The sequence below is a fragment of the Alloalcanivorax dieselolei B5 genome (assembly GCF_000300005.1).
GTDB classification, from domain to species: domain Bacteria; phylum Pseudomonadota; class Gammaproteobacteria; order Pseudomonadales; family Alcanivoracaceae; genus Alloalcanivorax; species Alloalcanivorax dieselolei.
This window is the reverse complement of the sequence record NC_018691.1, coordinates 1228267-1250027: the sequence shown is the minus strand read 5'-3', so window position 1 is coordinate 1250027 and position 21761 is coordinate 1228267. Positions and strand designations below refer to the sequence as shown.

Here is a 21761-nt window from a genome sequence, read left to right as displayed (position 1 = left end):
CACGGCGGGTCATGGACACCTCGGGGGACAAGCAAGACCCGGCTACGAAGCACTAAAGCCTCTCAGTCGAACCGCCGCTCATCGGCGATCACCTTGCCGTCATTCGGCAGCGAGCCCGGTGCCACCAGCTCCACGCTACCGCGCAGTTTGGTCACCACCTGCAGGGTTTCGGTGACGTTCTCTGCGAAGGCGCTATCGCTGCTCTCGCATTCCGCCGACAGCACCATGCGATCCTGCTCGTTTTCCCGCGTCACCACCAGACGGGCCCGCTGGATTTCCGGGTGCCGCTGCATCAGTTGGTTGATCTGCTCCGGCGCCACGAACATACCCTTGATCTTGGTACGCTGATCGGCCCGGCCCATCCAGCCTTTGATACGTGGCGCGGTACGCCCGCACGAGCTGGCGCCGGGCATGATCGCGGTCATATCACCGGTGGCGATGCGGATCATCGGGAAGCTGGCATTGCGCAGCACGGTCACCACCATCTCACCGACCTCGCCATCCGGTAACGGATCCCCGCTACCCGGACGCACCACTTCGATCAATACGTCCTCGTCGGCGATAAGGCCTTCACGCGCCTCCGACTCATAGGCCACCAGGCCCAACTCGGCGGTTCCGAAACTCTGCGACACCTTGACGCCCTGCGCTTCCACTTCCTGACGCAGGCTGCTGCTGAGCGGTTCGCCGCCCACCGAAGCCGCCACCAGAGAACTGGTGTCCTTGCCCAGTTCACGCCCCTTGTCCAGCAGCATTTTCAGAAACGACGGCGTGCCGCCGTAGTAGCTCGGGCGCAGTTGCTGGATGGCATCGAGCTGGATTTCGGTGTTGCCGACGCCGGCGGGAAATACCGAACAGCCAATCGCCCGGGCGCCGCTGTCCACCATCATGCCGGCGGGGGTGAGGTGATAAGAAAAAGTATTGTGCACCAAAGCGCCGGGGCGCATGCCCGACGCCCACATGGCGCGGCCAAAGCGCCAGAAATCCGTAATCGCCTCGCTGGCTTCGTAAATCGGCCCTGGCGACAGAAAAATCCGCGACAGCTCACCCATGGGCGCCGCTTCCATGCCGCCCAATACTCCCTGTGCCTGGATCGTCGGGATATCGGATTTGCGTGTCAGTGGAATCCGGGCCAGGTCCGCCGGGCCTTGAATCGCCTCGGGATCGATATCGGCCAACACACCGGCCCAATAACGGGAGTGCGCCTTGGCATGGGCCAGCGCCGCGCGCAGCGCTTCCCATTGCCGTGCCGCCCGCTCGTCGGGTGAGCGGGTTTCACGATCATCCAGATACGCGGAATGACTTGCCATTGTTGTTCCTCCTGAGGGCGACCGGCGCGGGCCGCCAACAACGTCATTGAGTACCAGCCGGCGCGGGCGTCAGGACAACCAGCGCTTGCGGCGGCGGTAATGCTTGGTATCGCGGAAGCTCTTGCGCCCTTCCCCGGATCCCACGCCAAGGTAGAATTCCTTCACGTCCGGGTTTTCGCGCAACTGGTCGGCATCGCCGTACATGACGATGCGGCCGTTTTCCAGAATGTAGCCGTAATCCGCGTGGCGCAGGGCCACGTTGGTGTTTTGCTCGGCCACCAGGAAGGTCACGCCCTCCTCCTTGCGCAGCGTGGAGACGATGTTGAAGATCTCCTCCACCAATTGCGGCGCCAGGCCCATGGACGGTTCATCCAGCAGGATCATGCGCGGTTTCGCCATCATCGCCCGGCCCATGGCCAGCATTTGCTGCTCACCGCCGGAGGTATAACCGGCCACTGACCGGCGCCGCTCTTTCAGGCGAGGGAAATAGGTGTATACCATCTCCATGTCGCGCTGCACCGCGGCGGCGCCGTCACGTCGGCCGTAGGCGCCGACCAGCAGGTTTTCTTCCACGCTCAGGTGTTCGAATACCCGGCGTCCTTCCATCACGTGCAGCACACCGCGACGCACGCGGTCGGCGGCACTGAGAGTATCGATGCGCTCACCGTTGTAATGAATCGATCCACGGGTGATGTCACCGCGTTCCCCGGTCAACAAACCGGAAATGGCTTTCAGGGTGGTGCTCTTACCGGCGCCGTTACCGCCCAGCAGGGCAACGATGGAGCCCGGCCCCACATCCAGGGATACCCCTTTGAGCACCAGCACCACGTGGTTGTACACGACTTCGATGTTGTTAATGGAAAGCAAGGTCTGTTCGGCCTTTTGAGCCGTGGCTTGTTCCGCCATGTCGTTTTTCCTCTGTTCGGTCAGCGGTGCCGGAGTGTCTACTGCTCCGGCACCGCGCCGTTAGTCACAGGACCGTTAGTCGCAGGATTTGGGCGTGATGCCTTCCTGCTTGGCGTAGGCTTCCGCCGACGCTTTGTACATCGGGAACACCAGATCCTTGTTCGGCTTGCGGAATTCGGTGACCTGTTCCCAGGCTTCGCCGTTCCACTGCTGAATCAGCGCCATGCCGGGGCCCTCGTGGTCCAGGCAGGTGATGTGCACCGGCGGCATCAGACCGCCCATACCCAACGCCTTGGTGCGGGCCTCGGGGATGTTCAGGCTCTGCCACGCCTTCAGCGTTTCCTCACGGGTGGAGGGCCGACCTTTCTCGGACATCTCCTGGGCCTGACGCCAGGCTTCGACGATATAACCGGCGTTGATCAGGCCCCGGTTATAGGCGATGGAGCCTTTGGCATCACCGGAACCGGCCGCCATGTCTTTGTCGTAGACGTGCTCTTTCAGTTCTTCGTAGATCGGATAGTCGGCGCCGGGACCGTGGAAGGTAACCGCCTTGTAGCCCTTGGCGTCTTCTCCCGCGGGTTTCACCGCATCGTCCTGGGCAGCGTAGATACCGCCAATCATGTGGCTGACATCAATGCCCATGGAAGAGGCGGTACGGATGGCGGTGGGGTTCATCACGCCCCAGCCGAACAGGGAAATCCAATCCGGCTTGATGCGGCGTACCTGAGTCCACACCGTGCGCTGCTCCACGCCCGGCGGAGAGATCGGCATTTCGTGCAGAGTGAAGCCGTACTTCTCAGCATAGTGGCGCAGCACGCCCAGCGGCTCCTTACCATAGGCGGAATCGTGATAGGCGTGGACAATATCCTTGCCTTTCAAGTTTTCCCAGCCGCCTTCCTGCTCGGCGATGTAGTCCATCACCACGGTGGTGCTGGACCAGTAGGTAGTGGGCACCATGAAGACGTTATCCAGCACCGGACCATAGGCGGCGTCAGCGCGGCCGTAGCCCATGGTGCTCATGGTGATGCCGTCCGCCCGGGTACGCGGAATCAGCGCGTAGGTGATCCCGGTGGACAACGGCGCCACCACGGTGGCGCCGCCGTGACGGTCCTTGAGACGTTCATAACATTCCACGCCCCGGTCATTGGCATAACCGGTTTCGCACTCCTCAAGGCGAATTTTCACGCCGTTGATACCGCCATCGCGCTGATTGATCAACGTCACGTAATCGGCGAAGCCATCGGCGAAACCGATGCCGCTGGGTGCGAAGGGGCCAGTGCGATACACCAGACTGGGCAGGTATTGCTCTTTGGCCTCCTGAGCCTGCGCGGACATCGCGCCGGTCAGGCCGATGCAGGCACTCAGCCCCATCAGCGCCGCTTTCTTCAACATTGTTGTTTTCATGATCGTCCTCCAAGGGGGCAAGCCCCCGACCCTTGATTGTTATTTCATTGTCCGCCCGACCGGGCGATTCTTCCTGTTACACCCCTCTCCATCACCGTCGTGATCAATAGGGGAACGGCCACAGCCGCAGTTTCTGTTTGGCGATGCTCCACAAACGGGCCATGCCATGGGGCTCCACGATCAGGAAGAAAATGATCAGAGAGCCGAAGATGAACACTTCAATGTAGCTGATCATGGCGGTGCTCAATGGCAATCCCAGGGCGCTGGGAATGATATTGAGGAAGATCGGCACCAGTACCACAAAGGCGGCGCCGAGGAAGCAGCCCAGAATCGACCCCAGGCCGCCGATGATCACCATGAACAACACGTCGAAGGAGGTGTAGATATTGAACGCATCCGCCTCCAGTTGCCCCAGGTACAGGAACGCCCAGAGCACCCCGGCGATACCGATGAAGAATGAGCTCACCGCGAACGCCTTCAATTTGGTGGGCATGGGCCGGATACCGATGATTTCCGCCGCCACGTCCATATCGCGGATCGCCATCCATTTACGGCCGGTGGCGCTGCGTACCAGATTCTTGGCCAGCAGCGCCATCACCACCAAGATGATCAGCGACAGATAGTAGCGGTCGGTAACCGTCTCGATGCTCCAGCCGAACATGTGGAAATCCGGTGCCGAGATCACCCCGGAAGCGCTGTAGTTGTTGAACCAGGGACGCTGCAGCAACCACACCAGGAAGAACTGCGCCGCCAGCGTCGTCACCGCCAGGTAGAACCCTTTGATCCGCAGTGCCGGCAGGCCGAACAGCACCCCGGCGCCGGAGGTGATCAACCCCGCCAGCACGAAGATCACCGGCATCGGCAAGTCGGTGCGGATCGCCAGGTTCCAGGCTGCGAACGCGCCCACCGCCATGAAGCCGCCGGTGCCCAGGGATATCTGTCCGCAATAGCCCACCAGGATGTTGAGCCCGATGGCCGCCAGTGAGTAAATCAGAAACGGCAGCAGCAACGAGTTCATCACATAGTTGGACGCGGTGAACGGAACCACCAGGAACGCCACCAGCAACACCAGGATCAGAAAAATACGGTCCTGGCGCAGCGGCAGAATCGCCTGGTCGGCCTGATAGGTCTTTTTGAACTGTCCGGATTCGCGATAAATCATGCGGTCAGATCCTTTCTATAATTTTTTCGCCAAACAGGCCTTCCGGCCGCCATACCATGAACGCCATGGCAATGATGTACGCGAACCAGCTGTCGATGCCCCCGCCGATGATCGGTCCCAGATAGACCTCCGCCAGAGCTTCGCCGGCGCCGATGATGAGGCCGGCGACGATGGCACCCGGGATCGACGTGAGTCCACCCAGCAACAGCACCGGCAGCGCCTTGAACGCCACGTCCACCATCACCGGTTGCACTCCCAGGGCACCGCCCCAGACGATACCGGCCACCACCGCCACCAGCCCGGCGATGGACCACACCACCACCCACACCGTGCTCAGCTTGATGCCCACCGACTGCGCCGCCTGATGATCATCCGCCACCGCCCTCAATACCCGCCCCATGCGTGTTTTCTGCGAGAAAAGCACCAGCCCCACCACCAGCGCGGCGACGATGGCCGCGGTGATCAGGTCATAGCTCTGCAGCAGCAGGTCACCGAGAAAGATCGGATCGGAGGGGATGCCCACGTCCAGAGTGCGTGAGCGGCTGCCCCAGAAAATCTCGGCGAAGCCGATCAGAGCGAAGAAAATACCGATGGTGGACATGAACAAAATGATCGGTTCCTGGTTCACCATCGGGCGCAACACCACCCTTTCGATAACCCAGGCCACACCGATCATGATCACCAGGGTGATCGGGATCGCCAGCCAGTACGGCAGGCCCCAGTCGTTGTGCATGCCGCCCATGAACATGGCCGCGAACAGCACCATCGCCGCCTGGGCGAAGTTGAAGATGCCGGAGGCCTTGAAAATCAGAACGAAGCCCAGCGCCACCAGTGCGTACATCACACCGGCCAGCAAGCCGCCGATGAGAACTTCCAGAAAAAACATCATGGCTATGCGCTCTCCTGTTCCTGAACACCCAGATAAGCCTCGATCACCTTGGGATCGTTACTCACCTCCCTGGGCGTGCCCTCGCCGATTTTCTCGCCGTGATCCAGCACCACGATACGATCGGACAGATCCATCACCACGCCGATGTCGTGCTCGATCAGACAGATGGTGGTGCCGTACTCATCATTGACGTCGAGAATGAAACGGGCCATGTCCTGTTTTTCTTCCAGGTTCATGCCCGCCATGGGCTCGTCCAGCAGCAGCAATTCCGGCTCCGCCGCCAGCGCCCGGCCCAGTTCCACCCGCTTCTGCAGGCCGTAGGGCAAGGTGCCCACCGGGGTCTTGCGTACATGCTGCAGATTGAGAAAATCGATGATCTCCTCGCAGAAACGCCGGTGCTCCAGCTCTTCGCGGCGGGCACGGCCAAACCAGAACGCGTTCTCCAGCAGCGAGGCTTTGGTCTTCAGGTGCCGGCCGGTCATGATGTTGTCCAGCGTCGACATGCCCTTGAACAGGGCGATGTTCTGGAAGGTCCGGGCGATGCCCTGGCTGGCGGTCACGTAGGGCCGCATGTGCTTACGCGGCCGGCCTTTGTAGGTCAGGGTCCCGGAAGTGGGGTGATAGAAACCGTTGATGCAGTTGAGCATCGACGACTTGCCCGCCCCGTTGGGTCCGATAATGGAAAAGATCTGACCCTTGCGGATTTCGAAGCCCACGTCACGAAGGGCACAGACCCCGCCAAAACGCAGCTCCACATTTTCGACTTTGAGCAGTATTTCCGACGCCTGCTCGCGCGGCGTCAGATCGGAAACCGTTGCCACCATGGGTCACCCCGCCTTGCTGAGCTGCTGATAGGTACTGGCGTCACTGATCGACAGCGTGGAACGCAGTTGACCGGTGCCGCCATCCTCGTAAGTCACCCGGACATCCACGTCCACCCGCTCGTCACCACCGTAAAGCGCCGAAATCAGCGGCTCATAGCGCTCGGCGATGATGCGCCGGCGCACCTTGCGGGTACGGGTGATTTCGCCGTCGTCCGGGTCCAGCTCCTTATGCAGGATGAGAAAGCGATGAATCTGGATCGATGTCATTTCCGGATCCCCGGACAGATCCCGATTGACCGCTTCCACCTCTTCCCTGATCAACTGATACACCTCCTCGCGGCCGGCCAGGTCCATATAGCCGGTGAACGAGATGTTGCGGCGTTCCGCCCAGTTGCTCAGCGCTTCGAAGTCGATGTTGATGAAGGCGGTGACATAATCCCGTTGATGGCCAAACGCCACCGCTTCCTTGATGTGCGGGTGGAACTTCAGTTTGTTCTCGACGAACTTGGGACTGAACAGGGTGCCGCCATTGAGACGTCCCACATCCTTGGCCCGGTCGATAATGCGCAGATGGCCATCCTCGGTGAACATGCCGGCATCGCCGCTGTGCACCCAGCCATCCTCGGTCTTGGTGTCGCGGGTGGCTTCTTCGTTCTTGTAATAGCCCATGAATACGCCGGGGCTGCGGAACAACACTTCACCGTTCTCGTCCAGCCGTATTTCCACGCCTTCCGCCGGCGGCCCGACAGTGTCCGGGCGCACGTCATTGTCCTTCTGCAGGCACAGGTATACGGAACACTCGGTCTGTCCGTACAGCTGTTTGAGATTGATGCCCAGGGCACGGAAGAAGTCGAAAATGTCCGGCCCCAGCGCTTCACCGGCGGTATAGGCCAGACGAATGCGGCTGAAACCGAGTACGTTGCGCAGAGGTCCGTAAACCAGCACATTGCCCAAGGCGTAATGCAATCGCTCGAGCAACGACACCGGCTTGCCTTCCAGCAGACGCACGCCAACCTTGCGGGACACCTTCATGAAATGCTGGAACATGATCTGCTTGAGACGGCTGGCGTTCTCCATTCTCACCATCACATTGGTGATCAGGTTTTCCCAGATCCGTGGCGGCGCGAAGAAGTAAGTGGGGCCGATTTCGCGCAGATCGGTCATCACCGTTTCCGGAGATTCCGGGCAGTTGAAGCAGAAGCCGGAGATCAGGCTCTCGCCGTAGGTGATGAAGTGATCGCCCACCCAAGCCATCGGCAGATAGGCAAGGGTTTCGTCTTTCTCGGTGATGTTGTCGAACTTCACCGCCAGCTTGCCGGTTTCGATCAGATTGTCATAGCTGAGCATGACACCCTTGGGCCGGCCGGTGGTACCGGACGTGTAGACGATGATGGACAGGTCCGGCCCCTGACCGAGGGCCACTTCGCGAGCGAAGAAATCACTGTTCTCACGGGCGTAGGCGCGGCCTTTTTCCTGCACCCCGGTCAGTTCGTGCAGAAACGGTTCCGGGTAACTGCGCAGGCCCCGAGGGTCGTCATAGACCATCGTCTCCAGGCTCGGCACCTGACTTTTGATGTCCAGTACCTTGTCCACTTGCTCCTGGTTTTCCACCACCGCGAAGCGGACTTCAGCATGGTGCAGGACATACTGCATTTCGTCGCCGACCGAATCCTGATACAGCGGCACCGGGACGGCGCCCATGGCCTGTACCGCGGCCACTGACCAATACAGTTGCGGCCGATTGTCGCCGATCACCGCCACCCGGTCGCCACGCTGCAGCCCGAGTGCCTTCAGCCCACCGGCCAGGGCTTCCACCTCCTTGTACACCTGGCGCCAGGTCCAGGTTTGCCAGATACCCAGATCCTTTTCTCGCATGGCGTCCACATTCGGCCGATGCTCGGCGTTATGCATCAACAGTTTGGGGAATGTGTCCAGTTCATTGACCGACATGGCGGACACCTCCCTTTTTTCTCATACCAATCCGAAGGTTGGTCAAGGTGAAACAGGGGTTTACCACCGTGATTTCGGTGCGGCTCGGACAGACTCGGGATGCGGTGACGGCGCGGGGCCGGACAAGGGAATGACAGGAAATCGCGGCGCTCATGGCAGTCATGGTACTTTCACTGGTACTACCGGCAGTGGTACTACCAACAGTGGTCATACCGGTGCCAACAGTGCCGCCCGCCAAACGAGGGATACACGTCAAGGCTCTCACCTCCAGCTTTTGCGTGGCCGCTCGGACCACGACGTTATTGTTATTAACCGTTCTTATACTTACTCTTTTCTGTTTCAGGCTACCCGCCTGACGGCCTTTTGCAAGCGGTCCGCACAACGGCGTCCGCGGGATCATCCAGGGCCGGCGCATCAGCGCATGACCATCTATATCATCGACTGGCTGCACCAAGCTGTCGTTTCCGCGACAATCTGGGAAAGAAGCTCTTTTTCAGACCGGAGTACGGGATTACAACACCATGTCCGTCAAAGATCATAGCGATGACATCACCACCTCCCACGGCGATGTGGAGAGCATGCTGCGCGACTCGATCTGGGCTCAGAACCTGGATTCCGTGACGCTGGATCACGTGCGTAGCCAGATCACCGAGCGGGAGGTGGGCCCGGGGGAGTACGTCTGTCATCAGGGCTACCCGGCGGACCACTGGATCGGCGTGATTCAGGGGCTGGTAAAACTCAGTGTGCTGTCCCCGGAGGGCAAGGCGATCACCCTTACCGGGGTCAATGCCGGTGGCTGGTTCGGCGAAGGCTCACTACTCAAGGACGAACCGCGCCGCTATGACGGTATCGCGGTGGGCCAGACCCGGGTGGCGCTGATGCCCCGAACCACGTTCACCTGGTTGCTGGACAACAGCATCGCCTTCAACCGCTTCCTGCTGCGGCAACTGAACGAACGCCTGGGCCTGTTCATTTCCATGGTCAGTTTCGATCGCATGCTGCGCCCCGAGGCCCGCGTGGCCCGCTGCCTGGCCACGCTGTTCAATTCCTACCTCTACCCCAACGGCTCCCTGAGCCTGAAAGTCTCCCAGGAGGACGTGGCGCAACTGTGCGGCATGTCGCGCCAGCGCGCCAACCAGGCCCTGCGCGAACTGGAAGCCAACGGCCTGCTGAAAGTGGAATACGGCCGCATCAACATCCAGGACCTGGAAGCGCTGCGGGACTATGGGGAATGAGAAAGGCAGTTGACAGTTGATAGTGGACAGTTGACAGCAAAAACAAGGGACTGAACTGCTGTGGGAAGCTTGCTTGCAAGCGAATGGGGTTCGCTCAGGCGTTTAGCAATATTCGCTTGCAAGCAAGCTTCCCACAGAAAACATATGGATCGACTTTTTTGTTTTTCGCTGTCAACTGTCCACTATCAACTGTCAACTTGCCTCATTGAGCCGTTTAGGTGGCTGGAAGCCGAATCCGGAGAAGGCGCGGGCCAGGCCGGGGTTGTCCGGCGCCGTGGCCCAGCTGAGGAAGGCGCCGGAGGACACCGTTGACTGGGACACCTCTCCCACAACCTGCACCACCCGCCGGGCAATGGCGTCGCCGGAGTCGATCCAGTGCACCGGGCCTGGCGCCATGGAGGCCAGGGATTCCCGCAGCAACGGGAAATGGGTGCAGCCGAGCACCACCGTATCGAGCTTGGCAATCGCCGCCAGAGGCGCCAGACACTCGGCGAGCACCCGGGCGTCCAGCGGCTCTCCGGCCAGCCAGCGTTCCGCCTGGGCCACCAGCGGGTCGGCGGCGACGCGCGCCACGGTGCAGTGGCCGGCGAATTCCTCGATCAGACGGTCGGTGTAGGGGCGCGTCACGGTGGCGGTGGTGGCCAGCAACGCAATGACTCCGGAGCGGCTCAGTCGCGCCGCCGGTTTGATCGCCGGCACCGTCCCCACCACCGGAATCGCCAGCCGTTCCCGTAACGCCTCCAGCGCCAGAGTGCTGGCGGTATTGCAGGCCACCACCAGCACCCGGGCGTCACTGGCCGCCACCGCCGCCACGCAGACGTCAACGATCCGGCGCAGCAACCAGGAATCCGGCTTGGTGCCGTAGGGCAAGGCGGCGTTGTCACAGACATAAGCCAGCGGCAGGCCCGGCACCTGTTGGCGCAGGGCCGTCACCACCGACAGGCCGCCGACACCGGAATCGAACACCAACACCGGGCGGCTCACAGCACCACCCGCAGCCACAGCCACCACAGCCAGCGCTTTTGCCCGGCCAGGAAGCGCCTGGCGGCGGTGGCGGCCCGTTCCTGACCGCGCAGGCGCCACCAGTGGCGACGCACCAGACGCAGACGTACCGCCGGATCGATCTCGTCACTGTCCAGCAGCCACTCCAGCGCGAAACCGAACAGCCCGCCGCGCCGCGGATCGCGGCGTAACCGCTCCAGGTTAGCAACCAGTTCATCGCCGGGCACGCCAGCCAGCGCCTGGGCCCGGGCCCAGACGACCACCACGGCGTCGGGCATGTCGGGGTCGGCCAGCCAGTCCGGAACCGCCCTCCACAGTGCCTGGCGGGCATCGGCGCCGGCGGTCGCCACCCATGCCAGCGGCTCCAGCAGCAGCCAGTTGTTGTCGCGCCAGTCGCGGATCACGCTTTGATACAGCGGCCAGGCCGCGTCCAGCTCAGCGGACTCGAGCGCCAGCCGCAACTGGCGGGCGCGCACAAAGACGTTGCCCTCGTCGACCAGGATACGGGTCATCAGTTCCCGCGCCCGCTCGGGATGGCCGCTGTCCATATAGTGATCCAGCAACGTCAGTTGGATATAGGTGTCGGAATAGTCCCGCGCCAGGGCCCGCTCAAGATAATCGGACACTTCCTCCTCGATGGCCCGCCGGGCGTCGCCCTCGGTCACCTCCAGCATCAGTTCGGCGGCTTCCACCAGGGCACCGGCATGCCCCGGCTGCAGTGCCACCAACTGGCGGCTGGCGTGCAGACAGGGTGCCACCTCTCCGGCGTCCTTGTACCAGGTGGCCAGCAGACGCCAGCCACGGGAGAACGCCGGATCATCGCGCAGTACCTGATCCCGCATCATGCTGATGGCGGTGTCGCGATCGCCCTGCTGATGACGCAGCCAGGCGGTGAAGCCCAGCACCTCGGTGGGCGGCGGCCCGCGCCAGTAGTCCCGTGACAGCAGCGGCTCGATCTCCTTTTCCCGGCCAATCCGGTGCAACACCTCGCATTGGTCGATCACCAGAGAGGGGTCGTGGGGACGCAGCGCCCGCGCCCGCTCGATGAACGCCAGCTCCTGATCCTGCTGGTCGGTGAGCAGATAGCAGTGGCGCCACAGATCAGCGTTGCTCTCCTGCTCGTTGGCGAGACGTTCCGCCAGTGCCAGCGCCTCGTCACGGCGATCGGTTTCCCGCGCCCATTCGCCCAGTTTGTCCCAGCCCCAGTGGTAATCCGGGGTCTCGGCCAAAGCGCGGACCATGGTGTCAAAGGCCTCCTTGCGCTGCCCGCGCCGCCACAGCAGATCGGACTTGTAGCCCAGCAGCAGGCCTTCCCGGGGCAAACGCCGCAAAGCGCGGTCGATGTGCCCTTCGGAGGCATCAAAATCGCCCCGCACTTCCAACACATCGGACAGGGAAATCACTGCCTGGACCCAGTCCGGTGATTGCCGCAGACACTCGGTCAGATCGGCCTCGGCCCCCTCGGTGTCGTCCGCCAGCAAACGCAAACGACCGCTTTCCAGCCACAGGCGCGGGATCAGGGGAAAACGCCGGCAACCCTCCCGAATGCACTCCAGGGCGCGCTCCAGATGGCGTACATCACGATGAAAATGGGCGGCGGCCAGCCAGCTCTGCCACAGGTCCGGACGCTCCGCGATGACCTGGTCCACGAACGCCGCCACCTCGTCATCCGTGAGGAAGCGGCGGGCCAGCGCCACGAACGCCTGCACACCGTCACCAAAGGTCACCTGCTCCAACAGTTGCCGGTGGATGAAGCCCAGCGCCTCGCGCTTGGCGGCCACGTCCGGATAACACTCCAGCAAGCCGTGAAACGCATCCGGCCGGTCCACGCTGGCCTGGATCGCGGCACGGAACGCCTGCGCCGCGGCGTCGTTGTCCTGGGCCAGCAGATGGGCTCGCGCGCTGACCACCAGGGCCTGATGGTCGTCCGGGGCTTCCGCCAGCACCCTGCCGGCGAAACGCAGGGCCTGGGCGTAATCGCCGCGCTCCAGGGCGCAATCGGCCATGGCCTGGGCCACCCGGCTGTCGTCCCCGGCCTGCGCCGCCAACGCCTCCAGTTGCGGCCAGCGCTGACTGGGCGGCAGTGCCTCAAGGAAGTCGAGCTTGACGCCGCGAATGCCGTAGTCGTGGGGATTCAGGCTACCCTGGCGATCGATGAACGCCAGCGCCGCCTCCAGGCTGTCGTCGCGCCGTAGCTGGCCGGCGACAAAACGCAGCGCGCCGGTGTGGAACGGACGCAGCGCCAGCAGCGCCCGGAAGTGAACGCTCGCCTGCTCCAGATCCCCGGCCTGGCGGGCGATATCCCCCTCGAACTCCAGCACCATCGCTTCCGGCAGATCGGCGCGGCGTTGGGCCAGTAACGCCCGGGCGCGTTCCAGATCAGAGCGGCTCTGATAGAAAATCAGGGCTTCATTGACCAGCCAGACGTTGCGCGGATGCTCGTTCAGAGCCTGCTCGAACACCTCCGCGGCTTCACGACTCAGATCCAACTGCTCCAGCATCAACGCCAGCGTCACCCGGGCATCGGCGGACAATGGCCCAAGCCGGTCGGCGCGGCGGCGCAGCCAGTCAAGAGCCTGGTCGGTCTGGCGCAAAAAGCGGGCCGCCTTGAAATAGCTCTGGGCGTAGCGCTCCACCTTGTCTTCCAGGCAGGCGCACAGCCGATACAGTTCAAACGCCTGCTCGCGTTTGCCCTCGTCCCAGTTCAGCCCGGCCAGGGAATACAAGGCGGTGGCGCGGGTCGGCTCCAGGCGCAACAAGCGCTCCAGCCATTGATGGGTCTCCTGCGCCACCCGATAGTCGTGGCGCAGGGCATGGACCAGCGTCTGAATCAGCAGCGGATGACTGTGGCCGGCCTCCAGTTGCTCACGCAGATAGGCACGCTGCTCCTGGAACCGGCCCAGTTCGCCGAGCATATCCGCCCGCGAGGCGATCAGATTGAGGTCTTCCGGATAGCGTTCCAGCAGCGCATCCAGGGTCTTCAACGAGGCCGGCGCGTCGTGGTCATAGGCGGCCAGGCTGCGCTCTCCCCACAACACCAGGCGATGTTCGGCGCCTTGCCGGCGCAACTGTTCCAGCGCCGTCACCGCCGCCGACCGATCGTGCCGCTCCAGCGCCAGTTGCAAATCATGGTAATGGTCGTACAGGCGTGCCGCCGGCAGTTCGATGCCATCCAGCCGCCCGGCCTGATCCGACGGCACCACCACCATGCAGCGCGGGCCGGTGGCGGCGTAGCGTTTGGCGGCGCCGTCCATCAGCATTTCGCTGATCAGCGGTGAAAACGGATCACGGATTTTGTACACGCCCTTGCGCAAGTCGTAACCGACAATGGCCTGCATATGGGCGCTGCCGGGCTCCACCGTGGACAGCGCCACCGGCACACCCCGATCCAGCAAGGCGCGAATGATGTCGTGATCCATTTCGAATTCACGCACGTGCCAGCCCAGTTCGCTGATCCAGCGCCGCTCGGTGGAAGCGGGCGTGCCGTCGTAGCAAATCTGCTCCGCCACCTCCAGGTGGTCGAACTGGTGGCCCCAGTAGCGGGCCAGGGCCACGAACGTGGCGGGCGCGCAGGTCATGTGATGCTGGCGCACGAACGCCACCGGCAACAACGCCTCCGCCGGCTGGTCACGACGTTCACGCAGGCTCTCGCGGACACTGACCACGAACGGATCCTTCAGTTCGTCGGCGGCCTGCAGTGCCTGATCCAGCTCACCGCGCTCATAGTGCAGCTCGAACTCCCGGTAGACCAGTTCCCGGTCCACGGTGCCCGGCAGTTCCGGCACCAGGTAGCGGGCTCTTTGCAGCGCTTCGGCGGCGGCGTCGCGCTCGCCATTTTCCAGCAGCAGATCATAGAGACGCAGACACAGCTCCACCGATTCCATTCGGGGGGCATGCTTGGCCAGCAACGCCACGGCGTCGTCGCGGTGGTCCAGTAGCAGCAGTAATTCGGCCCCGGCGGCCACCACCGGACGCGGTGGCGTGGGTGACGCCAGCCACGGCGCCAATACCGCCATGGCCTCCGGATAGCGGTCTTCCCGCTGCAGAATGACGGCGTGTTCGAGCGCCAGCCAGGAGGAATTCGGATGCAGGGCCAGGGCCCGTTCGAGGAATTCGTGACTGCGTTCCCAATCGCGGTAGATGCTGTAAAGCGTGGCGAAATGACCCAGCCACAGCCCTTGCAGATGAGGGTCGTCCTCGCACAGGATCTCGCCGTGCCGCTGGATGAAGCGCAGCGCCGCCCAGGGCCCGCGCCGGCCAAGCAACTGAAAACCCCGATAATAGCGCTGGCGCGGCCGCTCCGGTGCGCCACGCCAGGCGCGCTGCATCAGTGCCAGGGCGGTACGGGAGCGGCCCAGATGGTTCAGCGTGCGGCCGCCCAGCAATTGCAATTCCGGGTCTCGCCATTGCGCCGGTTCACCGTGTTCGCGACGCAAAATATCGAAGGTCTGCCGGTACAGCCCCTGCTGGTACTTTTGGCGCGCTTGCCACAACGCATCCGTGGTTTCGGTGACTCCCTGCTGCACGCTCCCCTCCCCTTGCCTTTAAAAAAGAGGGACATGTTAGCCGTGCGAGACGAGAACCGCACCGTATGCGGCGGTTCGTTGTGGGAACGTAGTCTCAGATTCGGCTCGCGGACGCCCCGGCCGGCCGCGCCTGATCGGCTTCCAGCCACCGCGCCAGACGCGCCACCACCGCCGCCGGCCGTCTGGCCCAGCGAAAATGGTCAGCCTTGTCGTTGATCTCCCCGGCGCTCAGCACCTGCTCTTCCGGGCGGTGACGCTGAAAGCGCCGCAACACCGAATCCACCGCGATGGCGGAGGCAAAAGGGTCATTCTCCATGCGCAACATCAAGGCGGGGCCGGTGTAGTCCGCCAACGCCTGATCCACCCGGCGGTCATCGGCACCGACCCGATAACGATTGGTCAGCGCCAGGTGACGCCAGTCGCTCATCACACCACGCGCTTCGCGTCCCCCGAAACCGAGGCGGTCACCGGGGTAATAGCCAAACAACAAGTGGCACAACGGAATCAGGCGGGTGAGCCGTTGCACCCGGCGGCGGTCCGCTTCCTGATAAGCGGTGATCCAGGGGCTGCCGCAGGCGCACATGACGATGCCCTCGAAACGCCCCGGGTAGAGGCCGGCGCACATGGCCGCATAGTGGCCGCCGAGACTGTGACCGAACAGGTAAACCGGCCGCTGTGGCGCCTCTTTTGCGATCCAGTCCAGCACCGCCGGCACGTCGTCCTCGACGATGTCGCGGAAGCCCCAATTATGCCGTCGCGAAGGACGCAACGTGCTGCTGCCCAGGCCCCGCTGCTCCATCAGCGCCACCGACCAGCCCTGCGCAGCCAGTTCCGCCACCAGTTTGTCGTAGAAGGGCGCGGCCACGCCGAGGGCGCCCATTACCAGAAAGACCGGGCCGCCACCGGACACCCAGGTGACCGGCACCGAATAGCCTTTTCCGTTATCGATCTGTACCAACTGCGCTTCGTTCATCCCCTTTCTCCCCACGCCGGGAGGGGGTCTCCTCAGCGCGCTTCGGTTTTCGTCTTACCGCAACGCTGGCACCGGTAAAGAGTGACCAGACGCCCCTGTTTGGAATCAAAGGTGGTGTCCTTCGCCACCACCCATTTATGAAAGCCGTGGCGGCACAGGCTTTTGTTGGCGGCTTTCTTTTTCGCCGGTTTCTTGAAGGGCAGAATGTCGGCCATGGCCGGGCCTCGTATAAGAAGAGCCCTTCAGCATAGCCGTCCCGCTCACCACACGACAGCCGCCAGCATCGCCGCCATCACCAGTTCCAGCAGCAGAAACCGCGCCGGCCATTTCGGCAGGGCCCGTTCCAGTGCCCAGGAGACCAGACGCCCCGCCGCCATCCCCAGCAACGCCACCGCCACCGTGACGGTGATGCCGTCACGCCAGAGCGGCGAGACCCAGGCCACCAGCAAGAGCGCGGCGATGGCGATACCGAAACCGCCGTACACCGCGCGCACTTCGTTGCGCATCGGCGCGGGCAAGGTATGAACATCGAAATACGCCAGTACCATTGGCGGACGGGCCAGAGCGACAAGGCCCATCACCAGAAACACCAGTGCCACCGGAAGCAGTAACAGAGTCATGGCGGATCCTCCGTGAACGGGGCGGCGCCGGAACGCCGCCCCGGGACATCATGCGTGCGCCGTCTGCCGCAGGCCACGCCACTGGCACCACACACAGAAGGCGGTGATCAGCACCAGGTCCGCCAGCAGCAATTGACCGATATTGGAGAGCCAGGGTGCCGCCACCAGCATCACCACCGGCATCGCCACGACAAAGGCGGCGTCCGCCAGGGTCAACAATCGCGCCAGCAGACGCGGAATCGGGCGGCGGGTGGCGACCCAGGCCAGATCCACCGCCAGCACCAACAACACGGCACCGGCGGCGGTAGCCAGCCACACCGGAATAGCACCGGCATGGGCGCCGGCCAGACCGGCGAAGAAGGCGCCAGCGGCGACCAGCGGAACGCCGAACACGGCGCAGACAATGGCATTGAACAACAGTGCGGATTTCAAGGATTGCCAGGGCATGATCTTTCTCCTTCGTGGTTTCTGATAGAGTCAGAATCCCCGCCAGGGGTAATCAAAACAATTACCTCGGAGGTAATCACATGCAGGCAGGCACGATACTGGCGGACTGGCGCCGCACCCGACGCATCAGCCAGCTGGAGCTGGCCAATAACGCCGGCGTTTCCAGCCGCCATCTCAGTTTTGTCGAAAATGGCCGCTCCCGCCCGAGCGCGGATATGCTTAAACGGCTGGCCGGGGCGCTGGATCTGAGCCTCAGGGAAACCAACTACCTGCTCACCGCCGCCGGTCACCCGCCGGCCTTTGGCGAAACCCGCCTGGACGAGCCGTCCATGGCCCCGGTGCGGCAGGCGCTGAATCTGATGCTGGAGAACCACCTGCCCTATCCGGCGGTGGTGCTGGACGCGCACTGGAACCTGCTGTTGGCCAATCCGGCTCAGCACCACATCGTGGCGGCCATGGTGGCGGAGCGCGGCCCGCTGCCGGACACCACCAATATCATGGAACTGGCGTTTCATCCCGACGGCTTCCGCCCGTTCATCGAGAACTGGCCAGTGGTGGCATCGTTCCTGCTACGGCATCTGCGCCGCGATCTGCATGCGCGACCGGACCCGGCGTTGCACCGCCTGCACCGGCGCCTGGCGACGCTGGCCGATCTCAGCCGGATTCCGGTGGACATGCCGGTGAGTACGGACCCAATGTTGACACTGGTGCTCAACATCGGCGGGCAACGTCTGAACGCCTTCTCCACCCTGGCCAGTTTCGGCACCGCGGTGGACGTGGTGATGGAAGAGTTGCGCATAGAACAATATTTCCCCGCCGATGAGGCGACAGCGCAGTGGTTCAGGACACAGGCCGGCGAGAACGGCGGTGGTTGATTCGTTTTTCACCGACACGCATCGAAGCCGGCGCCACAAACCCGTATAATCGCCCGCCCCCGCAACCATCCAGGCGATCGCATATCCATGACCGAATTTGTTCCCGGGCAACGCTGGCTAAGTGAATCCGAAACCGAGCTGGGTCTCGGCGTGATCAAGGAGGTGGACTACCGCCTGGTCACGGTGAACTACCCGGCGGTGGAGGAAGAGCGGACCTACGCCAAAAACAACGCGCCGCTGTCCCGGGTCACCTTCGACGTGGGTGAGACCCTGACCACTGGCGACGGCCTTGAGCTGAAAGTTCAGGCGGTCAATGACCTCAACGGTCTGCTGGTCTATCACGCCCATCCGATGGATCAGCCGGACAATGTACAGCCGGTACCCGAGTCCCATCTCGGCCATCAGCTGGCCCTCAATGGCGCCCAGGAGCGGCTGCTGGCCAACCAGCTGTCCTCCAATCGCTGGTTCGAACTGCGCATCAAGGCGCTGCAGGCCAAGGCCCAGAGCGAACGGTCTCCCCTGCAGGGCCTGCGTGGCGCCCGTATCGATCTGATCGGTCATCAGTTGTATATCGCCGAGCAGGTGGCGCGTCGCTACGCACCGCGGGTGTTGCTGGCCGATGAAGTGGGGTTGGGTAAAACCATCGAGGCGGGTCTGATTCTGCATCAGCAACTCTATACCGGGCGCGCGCAGCGAGTGCTGGTGGTGGTGCCCGATGCCCTGGTGCATCAGTGGTTCGTGGAAATGGCACGGCGTTTCAATCTGCGTTTCAGCATTTTCGACGAAAGCCGTTTGCAAGCGCTCGGCGCCTCCAGCGCCGCCAGCATCAAGAACATGCTGGCGGATATCATCGCCGAGGAAACCGGTCAGGAATCGACCACCCAGGACAATCCTTTTCTGTCCGAACAACTGGTCCTGTGTAGCACCACTTTCCTGGAAGGCTGCGACATCGACCTGCTGGCCGAGGCGGAATGGGACCTGCTGGTGGTGGACGAAGCCCACCATCTGGCCTGGAGCCCGGAACAGCCCTCCACGGCCTACAACCGGGTGGAACAGGTGTCACGTCAGGCCCGTGGTCTGCTGCTGCTCACCGCCACGCCGGAACAGCTGGGGCTGGAAAGCCACTTTGCCCGCCTGCGCCTGCTGGACCCGGACCGCTACCCGAGCCTGGACGCGTTCATCGAGGAACAGCAGCAGTATCGGCAGGTGGCGGAACTGGCCGGTGCTCTGCACGATGAATCCAACTGGTCGGCGCAACTGCGCGAAAGCGCCGCCCACTGGCTGCCCGGCGAAGACATCGACGAAAGCCGCCGCGATGCCATTCTGGGCGAATTGCTGGACCGCTTCGGCCCTGGCCGGGTGATGTTCCGCAACACCCGGCACAATGTGGCCGGCTTCCCGCAGCGACGGGTTGAGGGTTATCCGCTGCCCTTGCCGGATGCCTATCGCCTGGACGAGGACGAGGATCTGGAACTGGCGCTGTATCCGGAAACCGCTTACCGGGACGACCGCTGGTGCGCCGAGGATCCGCGCACCGACTGGCTGGAGCAGTTCCTCAAGCAACATCGTGGCGAAAAAGTGCTGGTGATCTGCGCGCATCGCAATACCGCCATCGATCTGCACGCCCACTGCGGCTACAAGCTGGGACTGAATCTGGCGGTGTTCCATGAGGACATGGATCTGATCGAGCGGGACCGCGCCGCCGCCTTTTTCGCTGACGAAGTGGACGGCGCCCAGGCCCTGATCTGCTCCGAGATCGGCTCCGAAGGCCGTAACTTTCAGTTCGCCCATCATCTGGTGCTGCTCGATCTGCCGCGCAATCCGGACTTGTTGGAGCAGCGCATCGGCCGCCTGGACCGCATCGGCCAGACCGACACCATTCAGATCCATGTGCCGCACTTCCAGGCCCACGCCCAGCAAGTCCTGTTCCACTGGTACCACGAAGGCATGGGCGCGTTCGAGCACACCAACCCGGCTGGTCACGAGATTGGGCAGCGCTGCGGGGAAGCATTGGAACAGGCCTTGCGCGCCCCGGACGACGACGCCAAGGTCACCGCCCTGCTGGCACAAACCCGGGAGGTCGCCGATGAGCTGCGCCAGCGCCTGGAGGAAGGCCGGGACCGCCTGCTGGAAATGGCGTCCTGCGACCGTGAACAGGCCGACGGCTTGCGTGATCAACTGGCCCGGGAAGACGGGCAAACGCCCATGGCGTTCCTCGGCGAGGTGTTCGAACACTACGGCGTTGATCAGGAAGACCACTCCGAACACGCCTGGGTACTGAAGCCGGCGCCGCATTTGCGCGAACCGTTCCCCGGTCTGCCGGAAGAAGGCATTACCGTCACCGACCAGCGCGGCACCGCCATCGCCCGGGACGACATGCAGTTCCTGACCTGGGAACACCCGATGGTCACCGGTGTGCTGGACCGCCTGCTTACCGAAACCCGTGGCCGAGCCTCGGTGGCGCTGCTCAAGAACCCCAAAATCCCCGCCGGCACCCTGCTGGTGGAAACCATCTATACGGTGTCGTGCAGCGCTCCCCGGCATCTGCAACTGGACCGCTTCCTGCCGACGGTGACGATCCGCCATCTGCTTGATCCAAAGGGGCGCGATCTGTCCCAGGCCATCGACTTCCCGGGCCTGTGCCGGCAATGCCACAAGCTGGAAAAGCCGCTGGCCCGCAAAGTGGTTGGCAGCCAGAAGGCGCTACTGGAAAAACTGCTGCGCGCCAATGAATCACGGGCCAAGGAAGCGGCGGAAGAACATATCGACAGCGCCCGCGAAGCGATGAACCGTCATCAACAAGCGGAACTGGCCCGGCTCAAGGCACTGCGGGAAAAGAACCCGGCGGTGCGCGACGAAGAGATCGAGTTCCTGCAAGCGCAGACCCGGGCCCTGGCCGCTTATCTGGACCAGGCGCGGGTGCAATTGGAAGCGGTCCGTGTGATCGTTGCCGGAAACTGAGTTAAGGAGTGCCGGAATGAGCTATCTGCCCTGCGTGGAAATCGAACCGCCGCAGCCCGCCGAAACCAGCGTGATCTGGCTGCATGGCCTGGGCGCCAGCGGCCATGATTTCGAACCGGTGGTGCCGGAGCTGGCACGCAAGAGCACCCGTTTCGTGTTTCCGCACGCGCCGCAAATTCCGGTGACCGTCAACGGCGGCATGGTCATGCCGGCCTGGTACGACATCATCAGTCTGGGCGGCGGCGGGCCGATCGACGAGGACGGTATCCGTCGCTCGGCGGCGCAAATCGACGCCCTGATCGCGCGTGAAATCGAGCGCGGCATTCCCACCGAACGCATTGTTGTCGCCGGCTTTTCCCAGGGCGGCGCGGTGGCCTATGAGGTGGCTCTGCGCCATCCGGCAAGGCTGGCCGGCCTGATGACCTTGTCCACCTACTTCGCCACCGCCGACAGCATCCAGTTCAGCGATGCCAACCAGGCTCTGCCGATCTTCGTCGCCCACGGCACTTTCGACCCCGTGGTACCCGAGGAAGGAGGCCGCCGGGCGGCGGAGACGCTGAGCGCCAAAGGCTACTCCACGGACTACAAGACCTACCCCATGGAACACGCGGTGTGTCTGGAAGAGATCCAGGACATCGCCGCGTTCCTGCATAGCGTGCTCGACTGACCACCGCTGCCCC

The 21761-nt window shown here is 63.2% G+C and carries 17 protein-coding genes; 4 read left to right on the top strand and 13 right to left on the bottom strand.

The genetic code is table 11. The features are described from left to right. Positions 1 to 62: 62 nt before the first annotated feature. The 7 genes from B5T_RS05705 to B5T_RS05675 all read right to left on the bottom strand — a co-directional run bounded on the left by B5T_RS05705 (position 63) and on the right by B5T_RS05675 (position 8442). Positions 63 to 1307, bottom strand: a complete 1245-nt coding sequence (locus B5T_RS05705; RefSeq protein ID WP_014993523.1) for a phenylacetate--CoA ligase family protein — start codon at positions 1305 to 1307, stop codon at positions 63 to 65. A 69-nt stretch (positions 1308 to 1376) separates the two neighbouring features. Continuing rightward, complete coding sequence (locus B5T_RS05700; RefSeq protein WP_014993522.1) at positions 1377 to 2213, bottom strand: ABC transporter ATP-binding protein; 837 nt, start codon at positions 2211 to 2213, stop codon at positions 1377 to 1379. Between the two features lie 75 nt (positions 2214 to 2288). Next, positions 2289 to 3617: an ABC transporter substrate-binding protein gene (locus tag B5T_RS05695; RefSeq protein ID WP_014993521.1), complete on the bottom strand. Its 1329-nt coding sequence runs from the start codon at positions 3615 to 3617 to the stop codon at positions 2289 to 2291. A 103-nt stretch (positions 3618 to 3720) separates the two neighbouring features. Further along, on the bottom strand, positions 3721 to 4779 hold the full coding sequence (locus B5T_RS05690; protein WP_014993520.1) for a branched-chain amino acid ABC transporter permease: 1059 nt from the start codon (positions 4777 to 4779) through the stop codon (positions 3721 to 3723). A gap of 4 nt (positions 4780 to 4783) precedes the next feature. Continuing rightward, a complete protein-coding gene (locus B5T_RS05685) occupies positions 4784 to 5668 on the bottom strand; it encodes a branched-chain amino acid ABC transporter permease (protein ID WP_014993519.1) in 885 nt (294 codons plus the stop codon). 2 nt (positions 5669 to 5670) lie between these two features. Further along, positions 5671 to 6492, bottom strand: a complete 822-nt coding sequence (locus tag B5T_RS05680) for an ABC transporter ATP-binding protein (protein ID WP_014993518.1) — start codon at positions 6490 to 6492, stop codon at positions 5671 to 5673. A 3-nt stretch (positions 6493 to 6495) separates the two neighbouring features. Beyond that, on the bottom strand, positions 6496 to 8442 hold the full coding sequence (locus B5T_RS05675) for an AMP-binding protein (protein ID WP_014993517.1): 1947 nt from the start codon (positions 8440 to 8442) through the stop codon (positions 6496 to 6498). A 521-nt stretch (positions 8443 to 8963) separates the two neighbouring features. Here B5T_RS05675 and B5T_RS05670 point away from each other — a divergent pair. Continuing rightward, complete coding sequence (locus B5T_RS05670) at positions 8964 to 9677, top strand: Crp/Fnr family transcriptional regulator (RefSeq protein ID WP_014993516.1); 714 nt, start codon at positions 8964 to 8966, stop codon at positions 9675 to 9677. A 192-nt stretch (positions 9678 to 9869) separates the two neighbouring features. Here B5T_RS05670 and murI read toward each other — a convergent pair whose 3' ends face one another. From murI to B5T_RS22195, 6 genes are all read right to left on the bottom strand, one after another. Then, the gene (murI, locus tag B5T_RS05665) at positions 9870 to 10661 is read right to left on the bottom strand and encodes a glutamate racemase (RefSeq protein WP_014993515.1); all 792 of its coding nucleotides are present in this window, start codon (positions 10659 to 10661) and stop codon (positions 9870 to 9872) included. Then, complete coding sequence (locus B5T_RS05660; protein ID WP_014993514.1) at positions 10658 to 15205, bottom strand: tetratricopeptide repeat protein; 4548 nt, start codon at positions 15203 to 15205, stop codon at positions 10658 to 10660. The genes murI and B5T_RS05660 overlap by 4 nt, the downstream gene beginning before the upstream one ends. 94 nt (positions 15206 to 15299) lie before the next feature. After that, positions 15300 to 16178: an alpha/beta hydrolase family protein gene (locus B5T_RS22200; protein WP_014993513.1), complete on the bottom strand. Its 879-nt coding sequence runs from the start codon at positions 16176 to 16178 to the stop codon at positions 15300 to 15302. 32 nt (positions 16179 to 16210) lie between these two features. Next, entirely contained in the window at positions 16211 to 16393 is a 183-nt protein-coding gene (locus tag B5T_RS05650; protein WP_014993512.1) for a hypothetical protein, read from the bottom strand. Between the two features lie 45 nt (positions 16394 to 16438). Further along, positions 16439 to 16798: a DUF4345 family protein gene (locus tag B5T_RS05645; protein WP_014993511.1), complete on the bottom strand. Its 360-nt coding sequence runs from the start codon at positions 16796 to 16798 to the stop codon at positions 16439 to 16441. 48 nt (positions 16799 to 16846) lie between these two features. Next, positions 16847 to 17245 carry a hypothetical protein gene (locus tag B5T_RS22195; protein ID WP_014993510.1) on the bottom strand — a complete coding sequence of 133 codons (399 nt, stop codon included), beginning with the start codon at positions 17243 to 17245 and terminating at the stop codon, positions 16847 to 16849. A gap of 80 nt (positions 17246 to 17325) precedes the next feature. Here B5T_RS22195 and B5T_RS05640 point away from each other — a divergent pair, with 80 nt between their 5' ends. From B5T_RS05640 to B5T_RS05630, 3 genes are all read left to right on the top strand, one after another. Beyond that, entirely contained in the window at positions 17326 to 18120 is a 795-nt protein-coding gene (locus tag B5T_RS05640; RefSeq protein WP_014993509.1) for a helix-turn-helix domain-containing protein, read from the top strand. Between the two features lie 87 nt (positions 18121 to 18207). Continuing rightward, positions 18208 to 21081: an RNA polymerase-associated protein RapA gene (gene rapA / locus B5T_RS05635; RefSeq protein WP_014993508.1), complete on the top strand. Its 2874-nt coding sequence runs from the start codon at positions 18208 to 18210 to the stop codon at positions 21079 to 21081. A gap of 16 nt (positions 21082 to 21097) precedes the next feature. Continuing rightward, the gene (locus B5T_RS05630; protein WP_014993507.1) at positions 21098 to 21748 is read left to right on the top strand and encodes an alpha/beta hydrolase; all 651 of its coding nucleotides are present in this window, start codon (positions 21098 to 21100) and stop codon (positions 21746 to 21748) included. Positions 21749 to 21761 lie beyond the last annotated feature (13 nt).

Coding starts and splice junctions, on each gene's coding strand:
- B5T_RS05680 (WP_014993518.1), bottom strand. CDS start 6,492: ATGGTGGCAACGGTTTCCGATCTGACGCCGCGCGAGCAGGCGTCGGAA.
- B5T_RS05670 (WP_014993516.1), top strand. CDS start 8,964: ATGTCCGTCAAAGATCATAGCGATGACATCACCACCTCCCACGGCGAT.
- B5T_RS05690 (WP_014993520.1), bottom strand. CDS start 4,779: ATGATTTATCGCGAATCCGGACAGTTCAAAAAGACCTATCAGGCCGAC.
- B5T_RS05695 (WP_014993521.1), bottom strand. CDS start 3,617: ATGAAAACAACAATGTTGAAGAAAGCGGCGCTGATGGGGCTGAGTGCC.
- B5T_RS05685 (WP_014993519.1), bottom strand. CDS start 5,668: ATGATGTTTTTTCTGGAAGTTCTCATCGGCGGCTTGCTGGCCGGTGTG.
- B5T_RS05630 (WP_014993507.1), top strand. CDS start 21,098: ATGAGCTATCTGCCCTGCGTGGAAATCGAACCGCCGCAGCCCGCCGAA.
- B5T_RS22200 (WP_014993513.1), bottom strand. CDS start 16,178: ATGAACGAAGCGCAGTTGGTACAGATCGATAACGGAAAAGGCTATTCG.
- rapA (WP_014993508.1), top strand. CDS start 18,208: ATGACCGAATTTGTTCCCGGGCAACGCTGGCTAAGTGAATCCGAAACC.
- B5T_RS05675 (WP_014993517.1), bottom strand. CDS start 8,442: ATGTCGGTCAATGAACTGGACACATTCCCCAAACTGTTGATGCATAAC.
- B5T_RS05705 (WP_014993523.1), bottom strand. CDS start 1,307: ATGGCAAGTCATTCCGCGTATCTGGATGATCGTGAAACCCGCTCACCC.
- B5T_RS22195 (WP_014993510.1), bottom strand. CDS start 17,245: ATGCCCTGGCAATCCTTGAAATCCGCACTGTTGTTCAATGCCATTGTC.
- B5T_RS05700 (WP_014993522.1), bottom strand. CDS start 2,213: ATGGCGGAACAAGCCACGGCTCAAAAGGCCGAACAGACCTTGCTTTCC.
- B5T_RS05640 (WP_014993509.1), top strand. CDS start 17,326: ATGCAGGCAGGCACGATACTGGCGGACTGGCGCCGCACCCGACGCATC.
- B5T_RS05650 (WP_014993512.1), bottom strand. CDS start 16,393: ATGGCCGACATTCTGCCCTTCAAGAAACCGGCGAAAAAGAAAGCCGCC.
- B5T_RS05645 (WP_014993511.1), bottom strand. CDS start 16,798: ATGACTCTGTTACTGCTTCCGGTGGCACTGGTGTTTCTGGTGATGGGC.